The sequence below is a fragment of the Bacillus sp. AC266 genome, from assembly GCF_979253805.1.
In genome coordinates this window covers 464,878-484,080 of record NZ_CEEDEC010000004.1, presented here as the reverse complement: position 1 = coordinate 484,080, position 19,203 = coordinate 464,878, and the positions used below count along the sequence as shown (strand labels likewise).

Genomic DNA, 19,203 nt, shown 5'->3' with positions numbered 1-19,203 from the left:
GAAATTTCGTCTCCTTTTTTATTTTGCTGTTCCACGTGGAACAATAAAATAAAAAGTTTGGGAATTATAGGGATTTCGTAATACAATAACATATAGAAGGGGATAGAAGGAAAAGAAAAAGTAGGGAGATTATTTTATGTTTAGAGATCTATTTGTAAATATGACAATCATTCTGTCCTTTATCTTTGTAGGTGCTCAGCTTTTAAGAGATAAGCCATTAAAAGAAGGATTCTCTTTTTGGCAGAAATGTTTGGTCGGTATTTTAACTGGGATATTAAGTATATTATTGATGCATTTTGGTGTACATATTGAAGATATTATGTTGGATTTACGTTATTTAGCGGTTGTTTTGGCGATTATAATTGGTGGCCCGATAGCTAGTAGTATAACAGTTATGATCACTTTAATAACACGGGTATTTTTTACTGAGTATTCTTTAGCCTCTGAATTGGCTTGCTATACTATCGTGGCAATAGGGATTGGTGTTACTCTCATTTGGCGGATGAAGATTTCTATATTTACAAAATGGATATGGTTTAATGTATATAGTTTATCTATTTTAATACTACCGCTTTATATTTTATTTAAGGATATATATGTAGTGGCATTATATTTAGTTTGTTGTATTGTAGCGGCATACGTCACATTTGTAAGTGCAAGTTATGTATTGCAATCCAATGAATTATTTCAAACGATGAAGCATTATGCAACGATAGATGCATTAACGAATCTAGGAAATGTAAGACAGTTTGATTTCGAGATGAATCGTCATATTGGTAGCAAGCATATGAAAAATGATTCACTTTGTTTATTACTTATCGATATTGATCACTTTAAGTATGTAAATGATACGTACGGTCATCCTGCTGGAGATGAAGTGTTAAAACAACTAGGGCGTATTTTGTTAGAGAATGCACCATTCCCAAATTTAGTCTTTCGAAAGGGTGGCGAAGAGTTTGCTCTGTTGTTACCAAAAAAGAGAGTAGCATTTGGAACTCGTATAGGGGAACAAATTCGACTAGCAGTTGAAAAGCATTCATTTCAACTGCTAAATGGGGAAAAAATTAAAATTACAGTTTCTGTTGGGCTTTCAGAATATAAAAAATCACCTGAGCAATTTATTCAATCAGCGGATGATGCGTTATATTATTCAAAAAGAAATGGTAGAAACAAGGTTAGTTCAGCATCATAGGAATTCGGGGAGTGCTTTAAAAGATTTCTGTAAAGTAATTAAAACCCACAGAACAATAAATGTTCTGTGGGTTTTAATCTATTTTTAAATTTATTAATAAAAAGCGTTATGTTAGACAAGTTCTTTCGGTGCAACGAATTTGCGGTATGCACCGTGATGTGTTGGTCCTACATATTCGTTAATCTTAAATGAATGACGAATTGCAGCTGTGATGAATTCTTTCGCAGTTTTTACTGCTTCTTTCACCGTTTTTCCTTTTGCAAGTTCTGCTGTAATTGCAGCAGAATATGTACAACCTGCACCGTGTGTATTTGTCGTATCAATCTTTTCTGATTCTAGAAGATCGAATGTTTCGCCGTCATATAACACATCAATAGCAGTTTCTGTGCCTAGTTTGCTACCACCTTTAATCAGTACGTATTTAGCACCTAAAGCATGGATTTTTTTTGCAGCTTCTTTCATGTCCTCAAGAGAATTAATTTTCACACCACTTAATTGATATGCTTCAAATAAGTTTGGCGTTACGACTAATGCCTTTGGAACAAGAACGTCACGTAAGCAGTCATTTGTTTCAGGATGTAACGCTTCATCCGCTCCTTTACATACCATAACAGGATCAACTACTACATTTTCGAAATTGTGCTTTTCAATTGTTTTCGCAACCATTTCGATAATTTCTACTGATCCAAGCATACCCGTTTTTAAAGCATCTACGCCAACGCCTTCAATTGTCGTTTCTAATTGTGGTTTTAATGTAGAAGCTGGGATTGGGAATACGTTATGTGCCCAACCGTTATGTGGATCCATCGTTACGATTGTCGTAAGAGATGTCATTCCGTATACACCAAGTTCTTGGAATGTTTTTAAATCTGCTTGTATACCAGCACCGCCACTTGTGTCAGAACCAGCGATAGTAAGTGCCTTATTCAATGTCATTATGAAAGCCCCCTCAAGTGATATAATGAAAACTATGTTTTCACCATTATATCAATGTTACGAATAAGTACAAAGTGAAAAGTAGATGATTTATGTTAAGTACTATTTAAAATCTTGTATGTAGGAGACGAATTATGTTTCAAGAGAATCGTACAAATGAATTAGTTATATTAAAAGAGATTGCAGAAACGTTGAATACCTCAAATGATACATATCACGTACTTCAAGCTGTGCTGGAAAAGCTGTTGAATGTAACTGGTTTAACGACAGGATGGATTTTCCTTGCGGATGAAAATGGTAGATATACAAAATTAATTGATTACCAATTACCAGAGGGATTGAAATTCGAAAATAAACGACCGATGTGTGAGGGGAATTGCTGGTGCTTACACCGCTTTGTGGAAGGAAAACTAGAGCGAGCAGTTAATATTATTGAATGTAAGAGAATTAATAATGCGATTGAATACAACTGGGGAGATACAGAAGGGATTGTACATCATGCGACAGTACCGCTAAAAGCGGGAGAAGATGAATTTGGCGTGTTAAATGTAGCTAGCCCAGGTAAAACGCATTTTTCGGAAGAAGAATTAGTACTATTACAATCAGTTGCCTTTCAAATTGGAACGGCATTAAAGCGTACAAAACTGTATGAAAATGAAAAGAGAAGAGCTCATTATTATGTAAAGTTAGAACGCTTTATTCAAGCTTTAAGGACAATTCATAAATTTAATGCATTACCAGAAGAGATTGTAATGCAAATAGGGAGCTTATTTCTATGGGAGCAAGTTGTATTCTTTATTAGAGAAGAAAATGAACTAGCTGTGAGAGCTTCTTATAAGAAAGGTGAACTACAAGATGATTTGAGGGCAGCAGCACAGGAAGCGTTGGAAAAAGAAGAGTCTGTCTTGTCAAAGCGTCAGGTTGGGAATATAGAGCATCCCAATAGGGCAGTTATCGCTATTCCGATACATATTCAAGATCATATATTTGGAGTATTAAGTGTAAGTTCTAATAATGGAGAATTTGATATAAATACGATAGATGTAGTACAAGCGTTAGCAAATCATATTTCATTAATGATAGAGAACTTAAGATTAAATGAAAAACGCCGCGAACTTGTACGAATGGAAGAGCGTAATCGTTTAGCTAGAGATTTACATGATTCTGTTTCACAAAAGTTGTTTTCATTAACGTTTATGACGAAAGGCGCTGAAGCTGTCTTAAAGGGTCAAAACGAAAAGGTAGATCAGTCTTTGTATGAGATGCGTGAATTAGCACAAGGTGCCTTAAAAGAAATGAGGACATTAATTTGGCAGCTCCGTCCGGCTGGATTAGAGAAAGGGTTATTACCAGCTTTAAAGCAATATGGTGAAAGTTTAGGATTGAAAATTCGGGAACAAGTTACAGGTGTACGTGATTTGCCGCGTGTAGTAGAAGAAGCGCTATGGCGAATTGGACAAGAAGCTTTAAATAACGTAAGTAAGCATGCGAATGTAAGAGAAGCGACGATTTATTTCAAAGTGACGGAGAAAAATGTATCATTAGAAATAGTCGATCAAGGAAATGGGTTTGTAGAAAAGGATATAAAAGAGAAGAAATCACTCGGTATGACTACGATGCGTGAAAGAGTAGAATTAGTTGGTGGAACAATTAAAATTGTAAGTAGTAAGAAACGAACGAGTATAAAAGTAAATGTACCATTATGATGTGAAAATGAGGGAAGTTTGTGAAAATAAAAGTATTGTTAGTTGATGATCATACAGTTGTTTTAAAAGGATTAGCATTTTTTCTAAGTACACAGGAAGATTTTGAATTAGTTGGTGAAGCAAATAATGGGAAAGAGGCGCTAGTGAAAGTAGGCGAAACAAGTCCAGATGTCGTATTAATGGATTTATATATGCCTGAGATGGATGGAATTGAGGCAACAGCTTGTATTAAAAAAGAATATCCAAACGTGAAAGTAATTGTATTGACTAGTTTCTCTGATCAAGCTCATGTATTGCCGGCACTAAAAGCTGGGGCGAGCGGTTATATTTTAAAAGATATCGAACCAGATCAGCTTGTTGAAGCTATTCGAAGCGCGTATAAAGGTAATATTCAATTACATCCAGATATAGCAAATGCCCTTCTTTCTCAAACATTACCACAGGAAGAGAAAGAAGAAGAACCTTCCGTTCAAGTGGATGTATTAACAGCGAGAGAAAATGAAGTATTGCAGTTATTGGCGAAAGGGATGAGTAATAAAGAAATTGCTTCTGTTTTAGTTATTACAGAAAAAACGGTAAAAGCTCATATGAGTAGTATTTTGAGTAAGTTACATTTATCCGATCGCACACAAGCAGCATTATATGCAGTGAAAAATGGAATCGTATAAGACAAAAGTCGTAAGACCTAGTTCGCCTTTAGAAGGTGGACTTTTTTTATGGAAAAATACGTCTATGTGAGGACGTAATTGTTTTGATATAAAGATAAAATGTATTTGTAAGCAACAATAATTATAAGGGAGTACCCTTTTTCGTAAGTGATATATAACAACATAAGAGTGAGTAGTAGGAGGAAAAACAATGGCAACAGTTTTATTTGTAAAAGCAAACAACCGCCCAGCGGAACAAGCAGTTAGTGTGAAATTATACGAGGCATTTTTAGCAAACTATAAAGAAGCGCATCCAAATGATACAGTGGTAGAACTTGATTTATATAAAGAAGAATTACCATATGTAGGCGTAGATATGATTAATGGTACATTCAAAGCAGGTAGAGGATTTGATTTAACAGAAGAAGAAGCAAAAGTGGTAGCAGTTGCTGATAAGTATTTAAATCAATTCTTAGAAGCTGATAAAGTAGTTTTCGGTTTCCCATTATGGAACTTAACGATTCCAGCCGTATTACACACGTATATTGATTATTTAAACCGTGCTGGTAAAACGTTTAAATATACACCAGAAGGTCCAGTTGGGCTTATTGGAGATAAGAAGATTGCATTATTAAATGCACGCGGCGGCGTATATTCTGAAGGACCAGCAGCTGAAATGGAAATGGCTGTAAAATATGTAGCGAGCATGATGGGCTTCTTCGGTGTAACAAACATGGAAACAGTAGTTATTGAAGGACATAACCAATTCCCAGATAAAGCAGAAGAGATCATTGCAGCAGGTCTTGAAGAAGCGGCTAAAGTAGCAAGTAAATTTTAATTAAAAATATAATCGTCACTCGAAAAAACAGCATTAACATTTACATGTTAATGCTGTTTTTTTATATTAATTTGTAGTTTCGTTATGTTTAGGAAGCGGAAATGCATTCCCAATCGCTGCTGCCCCGAGCATCGGTAATAATAAATTGAGCGGGAAAAACATGAGTAATAGTAATGTTATAGCTATTGGTTTTCTTAATGCATAGCTTGAAATAGCTGTCGTGACGATGGCTACAGAAGCTATTGGATCTATAGGGATAATAGAAGCTATAGCATATCCGATACTTGATCCAGCAAATATAATTGGGAAAATATGTCCGCCGCGCCAACCCGTATTTAAACAAACGGCAGTAATACATAATTTTAAAATTCCTGAAAGAAGTAGTACCCAGAAGGATAAATGGCTCCATTCAACGACTAAATCTTTTAATTGATGTTCCCCTGAGAATAACGTGTAAGGAAGAAAAGTTCCTGTAATTCCTAATAAAATACCGCCTATAATTCCAAGTGATACCTTGTATTCTTTGAAGGGGTGGATTAATTTCTCTAATGTGAATTCTAATTTGAAATAAAAGAAACCAACTATAGCACCAATGCTAGCAAGTGGTAGAAAGGCGATCCATTCATTAAGAGCAAGAGACCCTTCCCCAAAATCAACAATAAAGGATCCACGATTATCGAGTTTACTAAGCAATAAGTAAACGGAAAAACCGGCAAAAGTGGTAGCTAAATATACAATTGCTTTTTTTCCTTTCGAAAATTCATTAATTTGTTCACCCTCATTTTCATTCGGAGCTAAGTAACCGAATAATGGTGCATTAAAAATTACACTTAAAGTAGCACCAATTCCAACCTCTGTTAGTTCATTCATTCCCTTTAAAGCAAAATTAAAGCGATCTCCTACCCATGTACAAAGTCCACCGATAATTCCAACGAGTGCTGCTTCTGGGCCTAAACTAGCTCCAAATATTAAAACGATAATCGCAGTTAAAGTAGCTTTATGTACAAAACTGTATTCGATTCTACCTGTTTTTTTATATTCAGCCATCACTTCGGGCATAAGACGTGGATATGTACCGAAGTATTTTTGTGTTAAACCAACGAGGATACCACCGATGATTGTTACACAAATGGTGTAATAAGGCGGAGAAGAGAAAATAGTAGGTAAGTATCCCCAAATAAAGTGAATTCCGATATTTATTGTAACTAAAAATAACCAGACTGTAGCTCCTACTATAGAGCCTAAAAGAATGCCATATAGGACGAGTATATAGTGCATGTCCTTTTTATTTGTCATGTTGTACCTCCGTTATGTAAATTTTCATGTAGAAAGGATTAAATATGCTAGTGTGAAATGAATTGAATATATATAGTATCTTTTTGAGGGTTTGGCTTATTCAATATATTGAAATCTCATGAAAATTTGAAACCAACGCGGTTAAACCACTTATTTAATTTTATATATTGATCGGAGTTTTTAAAAGGTCTTTTTCAAATGAATATGGAATATATTTCTTTTGTTGTTTATATTAAATTCCTTGCATTTAATTTAGAACATTCAGAAAAACCATTTGACATCAGGAAATTATTGCTATAAAATCAACGGTAATTGCATAGTCTTATCAAGAAAAGGTGGAGGGACAGGCCCGATGAAACCTTGGCAACAGCCGTATAACGGAATTGTGCCAAATCCTGCAGGTAATAATCCTGAGAGATAAGAAAGAGCCTTAGAGCGTGTTTTCAAACTGCTCCTTTCTTGTTTTCAGGGAAGGGGCAGTTTTTTATTTTGGATAAAGTGAAACTTTAATCAGTGGGGGTTTTGTCCCTCCCCCGCTAATTATTAGCCTTCATCAATCGGGCAGTTATCTCCCACCTAACTTCCTCGCATTTGCCGAATTTGGAGGTGGGAGTCTTACTGCCCGCAAATAGCGGGATAAAAGAAAGGAGAATGAGAGATGGGAGAATCATGGGGGAAAGGAACGATTTGTGTGCAAGGTGGCTATACGCCAAAAAATGGTGAGCCGCGTGTTTTGCCACTTTATCAAAGTACAACGTATAAATACGATACGTCAGATGATTTAGCAGCACTATTTAATTTGGAGGCAGAGGGATATATATATACGCGTATTGGAAATCCTACTCTAGCCGCATTTGAGCAGAAGTTATCAGATTTAGAAGGCGGTGTAGGGGCTGTTGCAACAGCTTCTGGGCAGGCAGCCATTATGCTTGCGGTTTTAAATATTTGCAGTAGTGGAGACCATTTACTTTGTTCTTCAACTGTTTACGGAGGAACGTTTAATTTATTTGGAGTGAGTTTGCGAAAGCTGGGCATAGATGTTACGTTCTTTAATCCTAATTTAACGGCAGATGAAATTGCGGCACTTGCTAATGATAAGACAAAACTCGTTTATGCAGAGTCGTTAGGAAATCCAGCAATGAACGTTTTGAATTTCAAAGAACTTTCAGCGGCAGCAAAAGAATTAGAAGTACCTTTTATCGTTGATAATACATTGGCGACGCCTTATTTATGCCAGGCGTTTGAACATGGGGCAAATATCATTGTCCATTCTACAACGAAATATATTGATGGCCATGCAAGTTCTCTAGGTGGGATTGTAATAGATGGAGGGAACTTCGATTGGACAAATGGAAAATACCCTGAGCTTGTCGAACCTGACCCGAGTTATCATGGCGTAAGCTATGTTCAAAATTTTGGAGCAGCAGCGTATATTGTGAAAGCACGCGTTCAGTTATTAAGAGACTACGGAAACTGTATGAGCCCATTCAATGCATATATTAGCAACATTGGCCTTGAAACATTGCATTTACGAATGGAGCGTCATAGTGAAAATGCTCTCGAAGTTGCTAAGTGGCTTGCCAATCATGATCGCATTGAATGGGTGAATTATCCAGGATTAGATAGTAATGAAAATTATTCGTTAGCACAAAAGTATTTGAAAAAAGGTGCTAGTGGAGTTTTAACATTTGGTATTAAGGGCGGATTAGAAGCAGCGAAAGAATTTATCGCAAATGTAAAGCTTGCAACTCTTGTAACGCATGTAGCTGATGCAAGAACTTGTGTAATACATCCTGCTAGTACGACGCACAGACAATTAAGCGCAGAAAATCAGCGTTTAGCTGGCGTTACATCTGATTTAATCCGTTTATCGGTCGGTATAGAAGATGTTTCTGATATTATTGCAGATTTAGAAGCGGCACTAGTCGGAGGCAAACAACATGCCGATCATAATTGATAAAGATTTACCAGCTCGCAAAGTATTGCAGAAGGAAAATATTTTTGTAATGACGAAGGAGCGAGCAGTAACACAAGATATACGTGCTTTGAAAATTGCTATATTAAATTTAATGCCTACAAAACAAGAAACAGAGGCGCAATTACTTCGTTTAATTGGAAATACACCGTTGCAATTAGATGTTCATTTACTTCATATGGAATCGCATCTGTCTCGCAATGTAGCGCAGGACCATTTAACGAGCTTCTATAAAACATTCCGTGATATTGAGAATGAAAAATTTGATGGACTCATTATTACAGGAGCACCAGTTGAAACTCTTTCTTTTGAAGAAGTAGATTATTGGGAAGAGCTTGGACGTATTATGGAGTATTCAAAAACGAATGTAACATCTACGCTTCATATTTGCTGGGGGGCACAAGCTGGTTTGTATTACCACTATGGTGTGCCGAAGTATCCTCTTGCGGAAAAAATGTTTGGTGTATTTGAACATGAGGTTCGCGAGCAACATGTGAAATTGTTACAAGGGTTTGATGAAGTGTTTTTTGCTCCGCATTCTCGTCATACAGAAGTACGAGAGAGCGATATTGAAAAAGTGAAAGAATTAACGTTATTAGCCAATTCTGAAGAAGCAGGCGTTCATCTTGCTATTGGGCAAGAGGGAAGGCAAGTTTTCGCACTCGGACATAGTGAATACAGTTGTGATACGTTAAAGCAAGAATACGAACGGGACTGCCAAAAAGGATTAAATATTGATGTGCCAAAAAATTATTTTAAACATAATAATCCAAATGAGAAGCCAATTGTTAGGTGGAGGAGTCATGGGAATTTATTATTCTCTAATTGGCTGAATTATTACGTGTATCAAGAAACCCCTTATATATTGTAAATGATTGTATAACACGTGGTAGCGTTTTATTTGTAAAGATTAACCTTTATTTTTCTTAATATTCAAAATACATTGTTTTTCAGATTTTTTGTCTATATAATGGCATCTAAACACAATTTTTGAGGGGTGGACAGTATTATGAAAGAAATTCAAGTGGGGTTATTAGGTCTTGGGACAGTTGGTAGTGGTGTAGTTCGTATTATTACAGATCATCAAGAACGACTTATACACCAAGTAGGTTGTCCAGTGAAAGTAACGAAAGTATTGGTGCAAAACATTGAGAAAGAGAGAGAAGTAGACGTGCCTTCTACTCTATTAACACAAGATGTGAATGAAATTTTAGATAATCCTAATATTGATGTTGTCATTGAAGTAATGGGCGGCATTGATGATGCAAAAGCATATATTTTACAAGCTTTAAAAAGCGGGAAGCACGTTGTGACTGCAAATAAAGATTTAATGGCGTTACACGGAGCGGAACTCTTAGCGGTAGCAAAAGATAATCAGGCTGATTTATTTTACGAAGCAAGTGTAGCTGGAGGGATTCCAATTTTACGAAGCATCGTAGAAGGACTTTCTTCAGATCTTATTACGAAAGTAATGGGAATTGTAAATGGAACGACAAATTTTATTTTGACGAAAATGTCAGACGAAGGGAGAGCATATAACGACGTGTTAAAAGAAGCTCAGCAGCTTGGATTTGCAGAAGCAGATCCAACATCAGACGTAGAAGGTTTGGATGCAGCAAGAAAAATGACGATTTTGGCTACTCTCGGTTTCTCTACAAATGTAGAGCTTGGAGATGTGAAGGTAAAAGGGATTACTTCTATTACAGCAGAAGATATTGAATATAGTAAGAGCTTAGGCTATACAATTAAATTAATTGGTCTTGCAAAGCGAGATGGCGAGAAATTAGAGGTTACAGTTGAGCCAACGTTACTTCCAAATGCACACCCTCTTGCGGCAGTGCAAAATGAATATAATGCTGTGTATGTGTATGGTGAAGCGGTAGGAGAAACGATGTTTTATGGTCCGGGAGCAGGAAGCTTACCGACAGCGACAGCTGTTGTTTCTGATCTAGTTGCTGTAATGAAAAATATTAGGTTAGGTGTAACAGGAAATAGTGCTGTAGTTCCGCAATATCAAAAGGTACTAAAAGAGCCAGATGAAATTATTGTGAAAAAGTTTTTAAGACTTCATGTGAAAGACGAAATTGGTGTGTTTGCAAAAATTACATCATTGTTCTCTGAGCGCGGTGTTAGTTTTGAAAAGATTATTCAAATGCCACTTGAAGAGAAAGGGAAAGCAGAAATAGTAATTGTAACGCATCGTGCTTCTCTTGCGGATTATGAGTACATTCTACATACATTGCAATCGTATGAAGAAATAGATTGTGTGAAAGCAAATTATCGAATTGAAGGAGATGCTAAGTAGTATCTCTTCTAATAAAACGAAAAAACCTATTAAGCGGCTTGCTTAATAGGTTTTTTTCTATTTAAAATCTGCGTACCAACTTGAATAAAAGCTTGAATAATCCAACCTGTTGTAAAGGATAAGATAATTGTTCCAAAATAGATTGGCCCATCTAATAAGAAGCTTAATGTTAAAAATAAAAAAGCTAATGAAATTTCTGTTCTTCTAAATGTCCATTTCTTTTTCTCAGCAACAGTTAAAACGAAAGCCTCTTGAGGTGCTGCACAAAGGTTAGTAGAGACGTAAAGACCAATTCCGGCTCCGACGAATAGGTTTCCGCAAATAAGTGTTATATATTTTGGAAGAGAGCGGATAATGTCCATAATGGTCGTAATAGAACCAACCCAATCAACAAAAAGAGAAATAAGAATCATCGTTACAATTGTGCCGATTGTAATTTGTTTTTTGTCCCAAAAGAGTACGATCAGGGTAAAAACAAAGTTAATCATGAAAATCCAAAAACCAATACTTATCCCAAAATTTTGATATAGTGCAATAAAGAAGGAATCATAAGGGCTAAGTCCAAAGGAAGTAATTGTCGTCATCATATTAATACCGATGGCGAGAATGAGTAAACCGCCAATGAAAAATATATATTCTAGTTTGAATCGAAGCATAGTTGTATATCCTTTCAAAATGTATTTGCTAAGAAAGGATATACTGTGGAAAGCTTACCAGGTCAAGCGAGAATTTTTGAGGGGAAGGGAGAATGAGATGACTAATATAAGAAAGATTGCTGAACTTGCTGGGGTATCTGTTTCAACTGTTTCACGTGTACTCAATAATCATCCGTATGTGAATGAACAGAAACGAAAAGAGATTTTAGCGATTATTGAAGAATTAAATTACACGCAAAATGTGAATGCGATTCATTTAGTGAAAGGAAAAACGAATGTAATTGGCGTTTTATTGCCGCACGTAAATGATCAATATTACAGTGCCATTATTGGGGGGATATCAAAGGAAACCGCAAAGAACAATTATAATATGATGCTTTGCCAGACAAATTATAGCGAAGAAAAAGAGCTTGAAATTTTACATATGTTAAAAATGAAAAAGCTTGATGGAGTAATTATATGTTCACGGACAAATAGTAAGGAAAAACTTGAAGAGTATACGAAGTTTGGTCCAATTGTGATGTGTGAAGAAATAGATTCGAATTTCATTTCGAGTGTACATATTGATTACTACAAAGTATTTTTGCGCGGGATGAAAAGCTTAATAGATGCTGGTCATACACGTATCGGATATTGCATTGGAAGAAGTAATAGTATTAATAGCCAGAGGCGAAAAAAGGCGTATGAGGATTCACTTCAAAAGATTGTTGTAACACCGTTAGATGCCTGGAAGTTTAAGGGCTGTTTTACGGTGGAAGATGGGCGCAATGTAGTCAGGGAATGGGCTCGTATGTCTGTAAAACCGACGGCTTTTCTTGTATCTTGCAATCATATTGCTGCAGGAATGGTAACGGAGGCGAAAAAACAAGGAATTCGTATCCCGGAGGATATTACGATTATCGGATGTGATGATCAAGAGGTGGCAAATATATTAGGTATTACGACGATTTCGCATTCTAGTAAAAATGTTGGTGTAAAGGCATTTGAATTATTATATGAAAAGATTAATGATGAGGAAATAGATGTGAAACATGTAGAGTTATTACCAGATTTGGTAGATAGGGAAACGACATAATAGAGAAGGTGTGAAAATCGCTTTTCGAAAATTCGTTTGGTATAATTATGGACAATCTATAGGGGCTAAAAGGGGTTTTGATATGAGATCAAAATTAGTAAAAGTAATTCTACTCATTACAATTGCGTCTTTCTGTTTATTTGCATACGGTTTTGTTTCGGGTGTAAATGATGTATTAAATCCGAAAGCTTCAAAATTAATTACGAAGACTGACGTAGTGGCAAAAGAGAAAAAGAAAACGGGAACGTTACAAGTAGTTAGTTTAGGTGATTCGTTAACGCGCGGCGTTGGTGATAAAGAAGGAATTGGCTATATTGGACGAATGAAAGAGAATTTACAAAAAGACTATAAACAAAAAGTTGCACTAAGCAATTTGGCAGTTAGTGGTGCGAAAATGCCTGATTTATTAAAACAAATCGAAAGCAGCGGAGCTCAATATTCAATTAAGCAAGCAGATGTAATTGTTTTAACAATTGGAGGAAATGATTTATTCCCAGGATGGGAATCGCTCGGAAAGATAGATTTAGAGACGTATCGTCCTGATACGGAAACGTTTCAAAATGAAGCGAAGAAAATTATAGAAGAAATTCGTAAATTAAACACAGATAGTCCTATTTTTTGGCTAGGTTTATACAATCCTTTTGAGGATGTAGAAGATTTAAGAGGTTCATCAAATATTGTTGTGGATTGGAATGCTTCTTTAGAGAAGTTAGCATTAAATGATAAAAATGTATATATTACACCGACATTTGATTTATTCCAAAATCGTGGAAAAGATTTATTATACTCCGATCATTTTCATCCGAATGAAGTAGGCTACACATATATGGCAGAGCGATTAGTCCAAAACGTCGTAAGCAAATTAAAACTAGAGCAAGGAGGGATAAAATGACGACAATACTTTCTGTACGAGACTTGAAGAAGGTAATTGGAAAGAAGACGCTTGTAGAGGACATTTCATTTGATGTAAAACAAGGAGAAGTGTTTGGCTTTTTAGGACCGAACGGAGCCGGGAAAACGACAACAATTCGAATGTTAGTCGGACTGATTAAAGCGACAGAAGGTACTATTTCTATCGGTGGTTATTCTATTAAGGAAAATTTCAGAGAAGCGATGCGTCAAATTGGAAGTATAGTTGAAAACCCAGAGCTTTATACATATTTAACGGGATGGGAAAACTTAAAGCAATTTGCGCGCATGCTTGGTGATATATCAGATGAACGTATTATTGAAATTGCAAAAATGGTTCATTTAGATGAGCGTATTCACGATAAGGTAAAAACATATTCCCTTGGTATGAAGCAGCGCCTTGGAATTGCACAGGCGCTACTTGGAAACCCGAAATTGCTCATATTAGATGAACCGACGAATGGTTTAGATCCAGCTGGGATTAGAGAACTTAGGGAATTTATACATAAGCTTGTAAAAGAAGAAAATATGAGTGTATTTATTTCGAGTCACTTGCTAAGTGAAGTGCAACTGATATGCGACCGTGTTGCTATTATTCATAAAGGAAAAATGATAACAGTTGCACCTATTGAAGAGTTGATCAAAACAGCGAGTGATCGTGTGGAATGGGTCGTTACACCGATTTCCAAAGCGAAAGACATGTTAGACGCTGCTGAAGAGATAGAGGAAGTTAGTGTAGAAGATGAGCGTTTATTATGTCGTATGGATGTTGCGTCTATTAATGTTTGGAATAAGCATTTTGTAGAAAACGGGATAGATGTACATAGCGTCAAAGAGCTTGTATTTACGCTAGAAGATTTATTTATTGAACTCACAAGGGGTGAGCAACATGCGTGAATTTGCGAATCTAGTTTTAAATGAATCAGAAAAGATTTATCGTAAGAAACGAATTGTTGTTGTCATGCTTATTTTAGCAATCTTGATTCCACTTTTTGTGTATGCTCAGTATCGTGAAATAGAAACGACGCAAAAAAGGCTTGGTACGACCGATTGGAAAGTATCATTACAGCAACAAATTGTTGATTCACAAAACCGCTTGAACAATTCTAGATTGCCAGAAGAATGGCGGGATTGGTTAAAAGTAAGAGTGGAACAACAACAATATTATTTAGATCATAATATTAATCCGACTGCGCCAGGAGCACCGACATTTGTGAGGGCGTTTATTGAACAAGGAATAACGTTATTTATTCCATTGCTCGTTATGATTGTCGCCATTGATATTGTTTCAGGAGAACGAAGTGATGGTACGATGAAAATGCTTCTGACGAGGCCAATTCGGCGCTGGAAAATACTCCTTAGTAAATATGTGACGATGTTATTTTTCATTTCGCTCATATTGCTTCTTGTCGGTTTGTTTGCTTACGCATTATCAGGGCTTGTATTTGGATACTCTGGATGGAATTTACCTGTGTTAACAGGATTCGTCATTGATAAGGAAACGTTAAATACAAACTTTGTACACCTTATTCCGCAGTGGCAATACATTTTAATGGCGTACGGACTAGCTTGGTTTGTTGCTATCGTTGTTGGAACTATATCATTTATGGTCTCTGTTTTAATTCGTAATACACCAGCTGGTATGGGCGTTATGTTAGCTGCGTTAATTGCAGGCGGCATTTTAAGTTCATTCGCAACGTCTTGGGAAGGTGCGAAATACATTTTTAGTGTCAACTTATCGCTAACGGATTATTTATCAGGAAAACTTCCTGCATTACAAGGGTTATCAATGGGATTTTCTTTAATAAATTTAACGGTTTGGGCAGTAGTATCTCTTATCATTTCGTTTGTAGTATTTACAAGGCAGGATATGGTGAATTAATTGGATAGGAAGTGAAGGCATGGAAAACATTTTGCAGAATGATTGGGGAACATTACTGGGGCCAGAATTTGAGAAAGAATACTATCAAAATTTAGCTAACTTTTTAAAAGAAGAGTATGAGGAGCATGTGATTTATCCAAAGGTAGAAGATATTTTTAACGCTCTTCAGTATACAAGTTATGAAAATACAAAGGTCGTTATTTTAGGACAAGACCCATATCATGGACCGAATCAAGCGCATGGTTTAAGCTTTTCGGTACAACCTGGTATTAAAACGCCGCCATCATTGCTAAATATGTACAAAGAACTTCGAGATGAATACGATTATGAAATTCCGAATAATGGTTATTTAGTAAAATGGGCGGAGCAAGGGGTTTTACTATTAAATACTGTGTTAACGGTTCGTCAAGGTGAGGCGAATTCTCATAAAGGAAAAGGATGGGAGCATTTCACAGATCGCGTAATTGAGCTATTAAATGAACGTGAAAAGCCAGTTATTTTCATATTATGGGGACGCCATGCTCAGGCGAAGAAAAAGTTAATTACGAATACGAGTCATCGTATTATCGAGTCTGTACATCCAAGTCCATTATCAGCAAGACGAGGTTTCTTTGGAAGTAAGCCGTACTCTAAAGTAAATACGATTTTAGCTAATATGGGCGAAAGAGAAATTGATTGGGAAATTCCAAATTTATAAATAGAAAAGGTAGTTAACAGTTGTTAACTACCTTTTTATTATTGTTGTTCGTTCTTTAGTTTTGCATCTAGTACAAAAGTACCGAATGGGATAACTGATGAAACGAATGCCCCAAGTGCCCATAAAATTGATTTACGGTGTACGATTGTTACTTGAATTACTGCAAAGATGAATAGAATAAATAAAACGCCATGAGCCATGCCTGTAATTTTAACAGCTGTTGCAAACCCTGCAAAATATTTTAATGGCATTGCTACAAATAATAGTAATAGGAAAGAAATCCCCTCAATTAAGCCGATTGCTCTTAATCTTCCGATTGGTGTAGATAACATGAAGTAGCCTCCTTTAATGTATGCTTGTATATAGTAAATTTGTATTCTTTTTCAAAATGAAATAGTCTATTTTGTTTCATTATATACAAAAAGAAAGTTTACACTACGAGAATAGTGCAAAGTTCAAAATATAGTCACAAAAGCGTTGTAATTTAAATAAAAACCTATTTGAAGTGTTTGACTTCAAATAGGTTTTATGAATGAAAATATTAAACAAGTACTTCCGTTTTTAAAACGAATTTCTCTACAACTTTTGCAACGCCATCGTTCATATTTGTATCTGTTACATAGTTTGCAATTTCTTTAATATCATCTGGTGCATTGCCCATCGCAACGCCAAGACCAGCAAATTCAATCATCGCTTGATCGTTATAGCTATCGCCCATTGCGATAACTTCTTCGCGCTTAATACCAAGTTTTTGGATTAATTGGTTTAAGCTCGTTCCTTTCGTAACACCATGTTCTGTAAATTCTAAGAAGAATGGTTTAGAGCGCATAACGCTTAATTGACCTTCTAGTTGTTTTTGTAGTTTCTTTTCTACTTCAACAAGGCGTTCAGCTTCTTTATTCATTAATACTTTTACTACAGGTTCTTTAACAGCAGTTTTAAAATCATCTACTTCAATAATCGGCATGCCAGTAATTTCGCCCTCAATTTTAGTATAAGGATTATTTTCTTCTGTTACGATATCATCGCCAATATAAGTATGAATCCATACATCTTCAGTTTTACTAATTTCAAATAGGTTGTGAACGATTTCAGGAGATAGCGTGCTACTGAAGATTTCTTCATTTGTTTTACAGTTAATAATTTTAGCACCGTTAAAAGATAGAATGAAGCTACCGTATTCTTCTAAAAGAAGTTCTTTTGCAACATTGCGCATACCAAAAGTTGGGCGCCCAGAAGCAAGTACAACTTTAACTCCTTTTTCTTGTGCTGTCATTAAAGCCTCTTTCGTACGAGGGGAAATTGTATGGTCATCGCGTAATAAAGTATCATCTAAATCTAAAACAATCATTTTATAAGTCATATAGAAAATCCCTTTCTTTGTTGGAATAGAAATAAATTTTTATGAAGATATTGGGGAATATATAGTAAGACATCGAACCTCTTTACATGAAATTAGGAGAAGTTCTGCATTGTTAGTATAAATTATCATGAGCGTGTTGCCCATGATAATTTATCCCGCTATTTGCCGGGCAGTAAGACTCCCACCTCAAAATTTAGCTGGGGCAAAGAAGTTAGGTGGGAGATTAACTGCCCGTAAACGCCCGATTGGTTCAACTAATAATCAGTGGGGATGAACAAAAACCCCACTGATTAAAGTTTCACTTTATCATTATCGTAACAACTCTAAAGGTAGAGTGCAATAATGGAAGTTTTCCAATTTACGATAGTTGTTTTTCGTGCGAACGAGAAAATAGTATTTCCAGCAAGATAGCCATTACAGATCCAAGAACAAGACCGTTACTTAAAAAAGATGCTAAAAATGGCGGCAGCGTAGAAAATGCTCCGGCTGGAACGAACATAACTCCGATTCCCGTAAAGATTGAAAGACCTGCTACTTTAAATAATTTTTCTTTATTTTGTACAGTGTCATATTCGCGAAAGGCGAGACCAATCATGCTTGCAAATACAGGGTAAATCGCAGCATACCCAACTGCGACGGGGATTGCTGCAAAGAATGAAGTAATCTTTGGGAATATACTAACAAGAATGATAAAGCTTGACCCTAACATAAATGGGAGGCGTTTATAAATATTTGTCGTTGCAATAAATCCTGCGGATCCAGAAATGGCAACAGGACCAATGGCTGAAAATAGACCGCCTAGCAATTGATTTATTCCTGTTATAATGCCAGCTTGTTTGAAGCGATCTGGAGCAGCACCTTCTTCATACTTAGAAACAACCTTTTGTACAACGCGAATACTTGCTAACATATTTGTTAGAAGTAATAGTGTGACGAAAACTACCGTAATTGCCATGTTCCATTCAATGCGAGGCATTCCAAAAACAAATAGAGATGGAAGACGAATTATATCTGTCACAGGTGTTACTGGATTAGATAATCCGAAGCACGCAAATAATATCCAGCCGCAGACGATACTGAAAAGAACGGAATATCGTCCAATAATAGGTAGCTTCATAATGAAAAAAGATAGTAAAATAACAATGAGTGAAAGAATAAATACCTTTGGCTGTACTTCCGTATGTTGTCCATCAAGGCCAAACATACCTTTTAAGAAGGAGCCACTAAGTTGTGCGACAAGAAGGAATAAATACGTTCCAATTACTGTAGGTGTAAAGTAGCGAACTAGTTTATCGATAAGTCCAAAAACACTAAGAATAATACAAATAATTCCGCTTAGTAGGAAAGCGTACTGAAGGACCTTAAGTGTTTCATTACTTGATCCAAATAATACGACGCCTAAACTTGCATACAGGGAGAAAATTCCCCACCAAAGGCCTGCGGGACCTTCTTGAATAGGAAGTTTATGCCCAAATATAGCTTGCAGTAGGCCGGCAAAACCGAGAATAAATAATGTTCTTTGTACAAACGCGATAGCTTCAGTGCCGTCAAGGCCGTAACTAGTTGCGACACTAATTGGTACAATAAGACTTCCAGCTAAAATAAATAGTGCCCATTGTAAGGCAGAAAGAAATAGCTTCATTATATCAACCTCTTTCATAGATTCCGTTTCTAGTATATAGGTATTTCATTTCCTTTGGCAAAGATTGTAGATAGAGAAAAGAGT

18 protein-coding genes and 1 riboswitch are annotated in these 19,203 nt (G+C 36.1%); of the genes, 12 read left to right on the top strand and 6 right to left on the bottom strand.

Annotated elements, in window-relative coordinates; all coding sequences use genetic code 11:
- The first annotated feature begins 136 nt into the window (after positions 1–136).
- A complete protein-coding gene (locus tag AC0IXC_RS19435; RefSeq protein WP_063226000.1) occupies positions 137–1,192 on the top strand; it encodes a GGDEF domain-containing protein in 1,056 nt (351 codons plus the stop codon).
- Between the two features lie 111 nt (positions 1,193–1,303).
- On the opposite strand, the gene pdxK is transcribed toward AC0IXC_RS19435, so the two are convergent.
- Positions 1,304–2,128: a pyridoxine/pyridoxal/pyridoxamine kinase gene (gene pdxK / locus AC0IXC_RS19430; RefSeq protein WP_215590531.1), complete on the bottom strand. Its 825-nt coding sequence runs from the start codon at positions 2,126–2,128 to the stop codon at positions 1,304–1,306.
- Between the two features lie 134 nt (positions 2,129–2,262).
- On the opposite strand from pdxK, the gene AC0IXC_RS19425 reads away from it, so the two are divergent.
- From AC0IXC_RS19425 to AC0IXC_RS19415, 3 genes are all read left to right on the top strand, one after another.
- The gene (locus AC0IXC_RS19425; protein ID WP_002016395.1) at positions 2,263–3,834 is read left to right on the top strand and encodes a GAF domain-containing sensor histidine kinase; all 1,572 of its coding nucleotides are present in this window, start codon (positions 2,263–2,265) and stop codon (positions 3,832–3,834) included.
- Between the two features lie 20 nt (positions 3,835–3,854).
- Positions 3,855–4,502, top strand: coding sequence for a response regulator (locus AC0IXC_RS19420; RefSeq protein WP_002016393.1), 648 nt, complete (start codon positions 3,855–3,857; stop codon positions 4,500–4,502).
- Positions 4,503–4,692: 190 nt separating this feature from the next.
- A complete protein-coding gene (locus tag AC0IXC_RS19415; protein WP_471653167.1) occupies positions 4,693–5,319 on the top strand; it encodes an FMN-dependent NADH-azoreductase in 627 nt (208 codons plus the stop codon).
- 66 nt (positions 5,320–5,385) lie between these two features.
- On the opposite strand, the gene AC0IXC_RS19410 is transcribed toward AC0IXC_RS19415, so the two are convergent.
- Positions 5,386–6,615, bottom strand: coding sequence for a chloride channel protein (locus AC0IXC_RS19410; protein WP_002191328.1), 1,230 nt, complete (start codon positions 6,613–6,615; stop codon positions 5,386–5,388).
- Positions 6,616–6,934: 319 nt separating this feature from the next.
- A riboswitch (SAM riboswitch) is annotated at positions 6,935–7,039 on the top strand.
- A gap of 234 nt (positions 7,040–7,273) precedes the next feature.
- Here AC0IXC_RS19410 and AC0IXC_RS19405 point away from each other — a divergent pair.
- The 3 genes from AC0IXC_RS19405 (at position 7,274) to AC0IXC_RS19395 (ending at position 10,895) form a co-directional block, all read left to right on the top strand.
- Positions 7,274–8,572 (top strand): bifunctional O-acetylhomoserine aminocarboxypropyltransferase/cysteine synthase, encoded by a 1,299-nt coding sequence (locus tag AC0IXC_RS19405; protein ID WP_002068601.1) that lies wholly within the window; start codon positions 7,274–7,276, stop codon positions 8,570–8,572.
- The gene (gene metA, locus AC0IXC_RS19400) at positions 8,556–9,461 is read left to right on the top strand and encodes a homoserine O-acetyltransferase MetA (protein WP_002191327.1); all 906 of its coding nucleotides are present in this window, start codon (positions 8,556–8,558) and stop codon (positions 9,459–9,461) included. Before AC0IXC_RS19405 ends, metA begins: the two co-directional genes overlap by 17 nt.
- 138 nt (positions 9,462–9,599) lie before the next feature.
- Complete coding sequence (locus AC0IXC_RS19395; RefSeq protein WP_471653166.1) at positions 9,600–10,895, top strand: homoserine dehydrogenase; 1,296 nt, start codon at positions 9,600–9,602, stop codon at positions 10,893–10,895.
- Between the two features lie 29 nt (positions 10,896–10,924).
- Here AC0IXC_RS19395 and AC0IXC_RS19390 read toward each other — a convergent pair whose 3' ends face one another.
- Entirely contained in the window at positions 10,925–11,551 is a 627-nt protein-coding gene (locus AC0IXC_RS19390) for a YczE/YyaS/YitT family protein (protein ID WP_002089845.1), read from the bottom strand.
- Between the two features lie 97 nt (positions 11,552–11,648).
- On the opposite strand from AC0IXC_RS19390, the gene AC0IXC_RS19385 reads away from it, so the two are divergent.
- The 5 genes from AC0IXC_RS19385 to AC0IXC_RS19365 are packed head-to-tail and all read left to right on the top strand — an operon-like array spanning position 11,649 to position 16,114.
- Positions 11,649–12,626: a LacI family DNA-binding transcriptional regulator gene (locus AC0IXC_RS19385; protein ID WP_471653165.1), complete on the top strand. Its 978-nt coding sequence runs from the start codon at positions 11,649–11,651 to the stop codon at positions 12,624–12,626.
- A gap of 10 nt (positions 12,627–12,636) precedes the next feature.
- Positions 12,637–13,518 carry an SGNH/GDSL hydrolase family protein gene (locus tag AC0IXC_RS19380; RefSeq protein WP_002034946.1) on the top strand — a complete coding sequence of 294 codons (882 nt, stop codon included), beginning with the start codon at positions 12,637–12,639 and terminating at the stop codon, positions 13,516–13,518.
- Positions 13,515–14,432: an ABC transporter ATP-binding protein gene (locus tag AC0IXC_RS19375; RefSeq protein WP_002089840.1), complete on the top strand. Its 918-nt coding sequence runs from the start codon at positions 13,515–13,517 to the stop codon at positions 14,430–14,432. The genes AC0IXC_RS19380 and AC0IXC_RS19375 overlap by 4 nt, the downstream gene beginning before the upstream one ends.
- The gene (locus AC0IXC_RS19370) at positions 14,425–15,417 is read left to right on the top strand and encodes an ABC transporter permease (protein WP_002089839.1); all 993 of its coding nucleotides are present in this window, start codon (positions 14,425–14,427) and stop codon (positions 15,415–15,417) included. Before AC0IXC_RS19375 ends, AC0IXC_RS19370 begins: the two co-directional genes overlap by 8 nt.
- A gap of 19 nt (positions 15,418–15,436) precedes the next feature.
- Entirely contained in the window at positions 15,437–16,114 is a 678-nt protein-coding gene (locus AC0IXC_RS19365; RefSeq protein WP_215590527.1) for a uracil-DNA glycosylase, read from the top strand.
- Between the two features lie 38 nt (positions 16,115–16,152).
- Here the strand turns inward: AC0IXC_RS19365 and AC0IXC_RS19360 are convergent, their stop codons facing one another.
- From AC0IXC_RS19360 to AC0IXC_RS19350, 3 genes are all read right to left on the bottom strand, one after another.
- Positions 16,153–16,446 carry a DUF3817 domain-containing protein gene (locus AC0IXC_RS19360; RefSeq protein WP_000953390.1) on the bottom strand — a complete coding sequence of 98 codons (294 nt, stop codon included), beginning with the start codon at positions 16,444–16,446 and terminating at the stop codon, positions 16,153–16,155.
- A gap of 209 nt (positions 16,447–16,655) precedes the next feature.
- On the bottom strand, positions 16,656–17,477 hold the full coding sequence (locus tag AC0IXC_RS19355) for a Cof-type HAD-IIB family hydrolase (protein WP_088040491.1): 822 nt from the start codon (positions 17,475–17,477) through the stop codon (positions 16,656–16,658).
- Positions 17,478–17,835: 358 nt separating this feature from the next.
- Positions 17,836–19,119: a purine/pyrimidine permease gene (locus AC0IXC_RS19350; protein ID WP_471653164.1), complete on the bottom strand. Its 1,284-nt coding sequence runs from the start codon at positions 19,117–19,119 to the stop codon at positions 17,836–17,838.
- Positions 19,120–19,203: the final 84 nt, after the last annotated feature.

Coding starts and splice junctions, on each gene's coding strand:
- AC0IXC_RS19370 (WP_002089839.1), top strand. CDS start 14,425: ATGCGTGAATTTGCGAATCTAGTTTTAAATGAATCAGAAAAGATTTAT.
- AC0IXC_RS19395 (WP_471653166.1), top strand. CDS start 9,600: ATGAAAGAAATTCAAGTGGGGTTATTAGGTCTTGGGACAGTTGGTAGT.
- pdxK (WP_215590531.1), bottom strand. CDS start 2,128: ATGACATTGAATAAGGCACTTACTATCGCTGGTTCTGACACAAGTGGC.
- AC0IXC_RS19405 (WP_002068601.1), top strand. CDS start 7,274: ATGGGAGAATCATGGGGGAAAGGAACGATTTGTGTGCAAGGTGGCTAT.
- AC0IXC_RS19425 (WP_002016395.1), top strand. CDS start 2,263: ATGTTTCAAGAGAATCGTACAAATGAATTAGTTATATTAAAAGAGATT.
- AC0IXC_RS19410 (WP_002191328.1), bottom strand. CDS start 6,615: ATGACAAATAAAAAGGACATGCACTATATACTCGTCCTATATGGCATT.
- AC0IXC_RS19390 (WP_002089845.1), bottom strand. CDS start 11,551: ATGCTTCGATTCAAACTAGAATATATATTTTTCATTGGCGGTTTACTC.
- AC0IXC_RS19435 (WP_063226000.1), top strand. CDS start 137: ATGTTTAGAGATCTATTTGTAAATATGACAATCATTCTGTCCTTTATC.
- AC0IXC_RS19415 (WP_471653167.1), top strand. CDS start 4,693: ATGGCAACAGTTTTATTTGTAAAAGCAAACAACCGCCCAGCGGAACAA.
- AC0IXC_RS19375 (WP_002089840.1), top strand. CDS start 13,515: ATGACGACAATACTTTCTGTACGAGACTTGAAGAAGGTAATTGGAAAG.
- AC0IXC_RS19360 (WP_000953390.1), bottom strand. CDS start 16,446: ATGTTATCTACACCAATCGGAAGATTAAGAGCAATCGGCTTAATTGAG.
- metA (WP_002191327.1), top strand. CDS start 8,556: ATGCCGATCATAATTGATAAAGATTTACCAGCTCGCAAAGTATTGCAG.
- AC0IXC_RS19385 (WP_471653165.1), top strand. CDS start 11,649: ATGACTAATATAAGAAAGATTGCTGAACTTGCTGGGGTATCTGTTTCA.
- AC0IXC_RS19350 (WP_471653164.1), bottom strand. CDS start 19,119: ATGAAGCTATTTCTTTCTGCCTTACAATGGGCACTATTTATTTTAGCT.
- AC0IXC_RS19355 (WP_088040491.1), bottom strand. CDS start 17,477: ATGACTTATAAAATGATTGTTTTAGATTTAGATGATACTTTATTACGC.
- AC0IXC_RS19365 (WP_215590527.1), top strand. CDS start 15,437: ATGGAAAACATTTTGCAGAATGATTGGGGAACATTACTGGGGCCAGAA.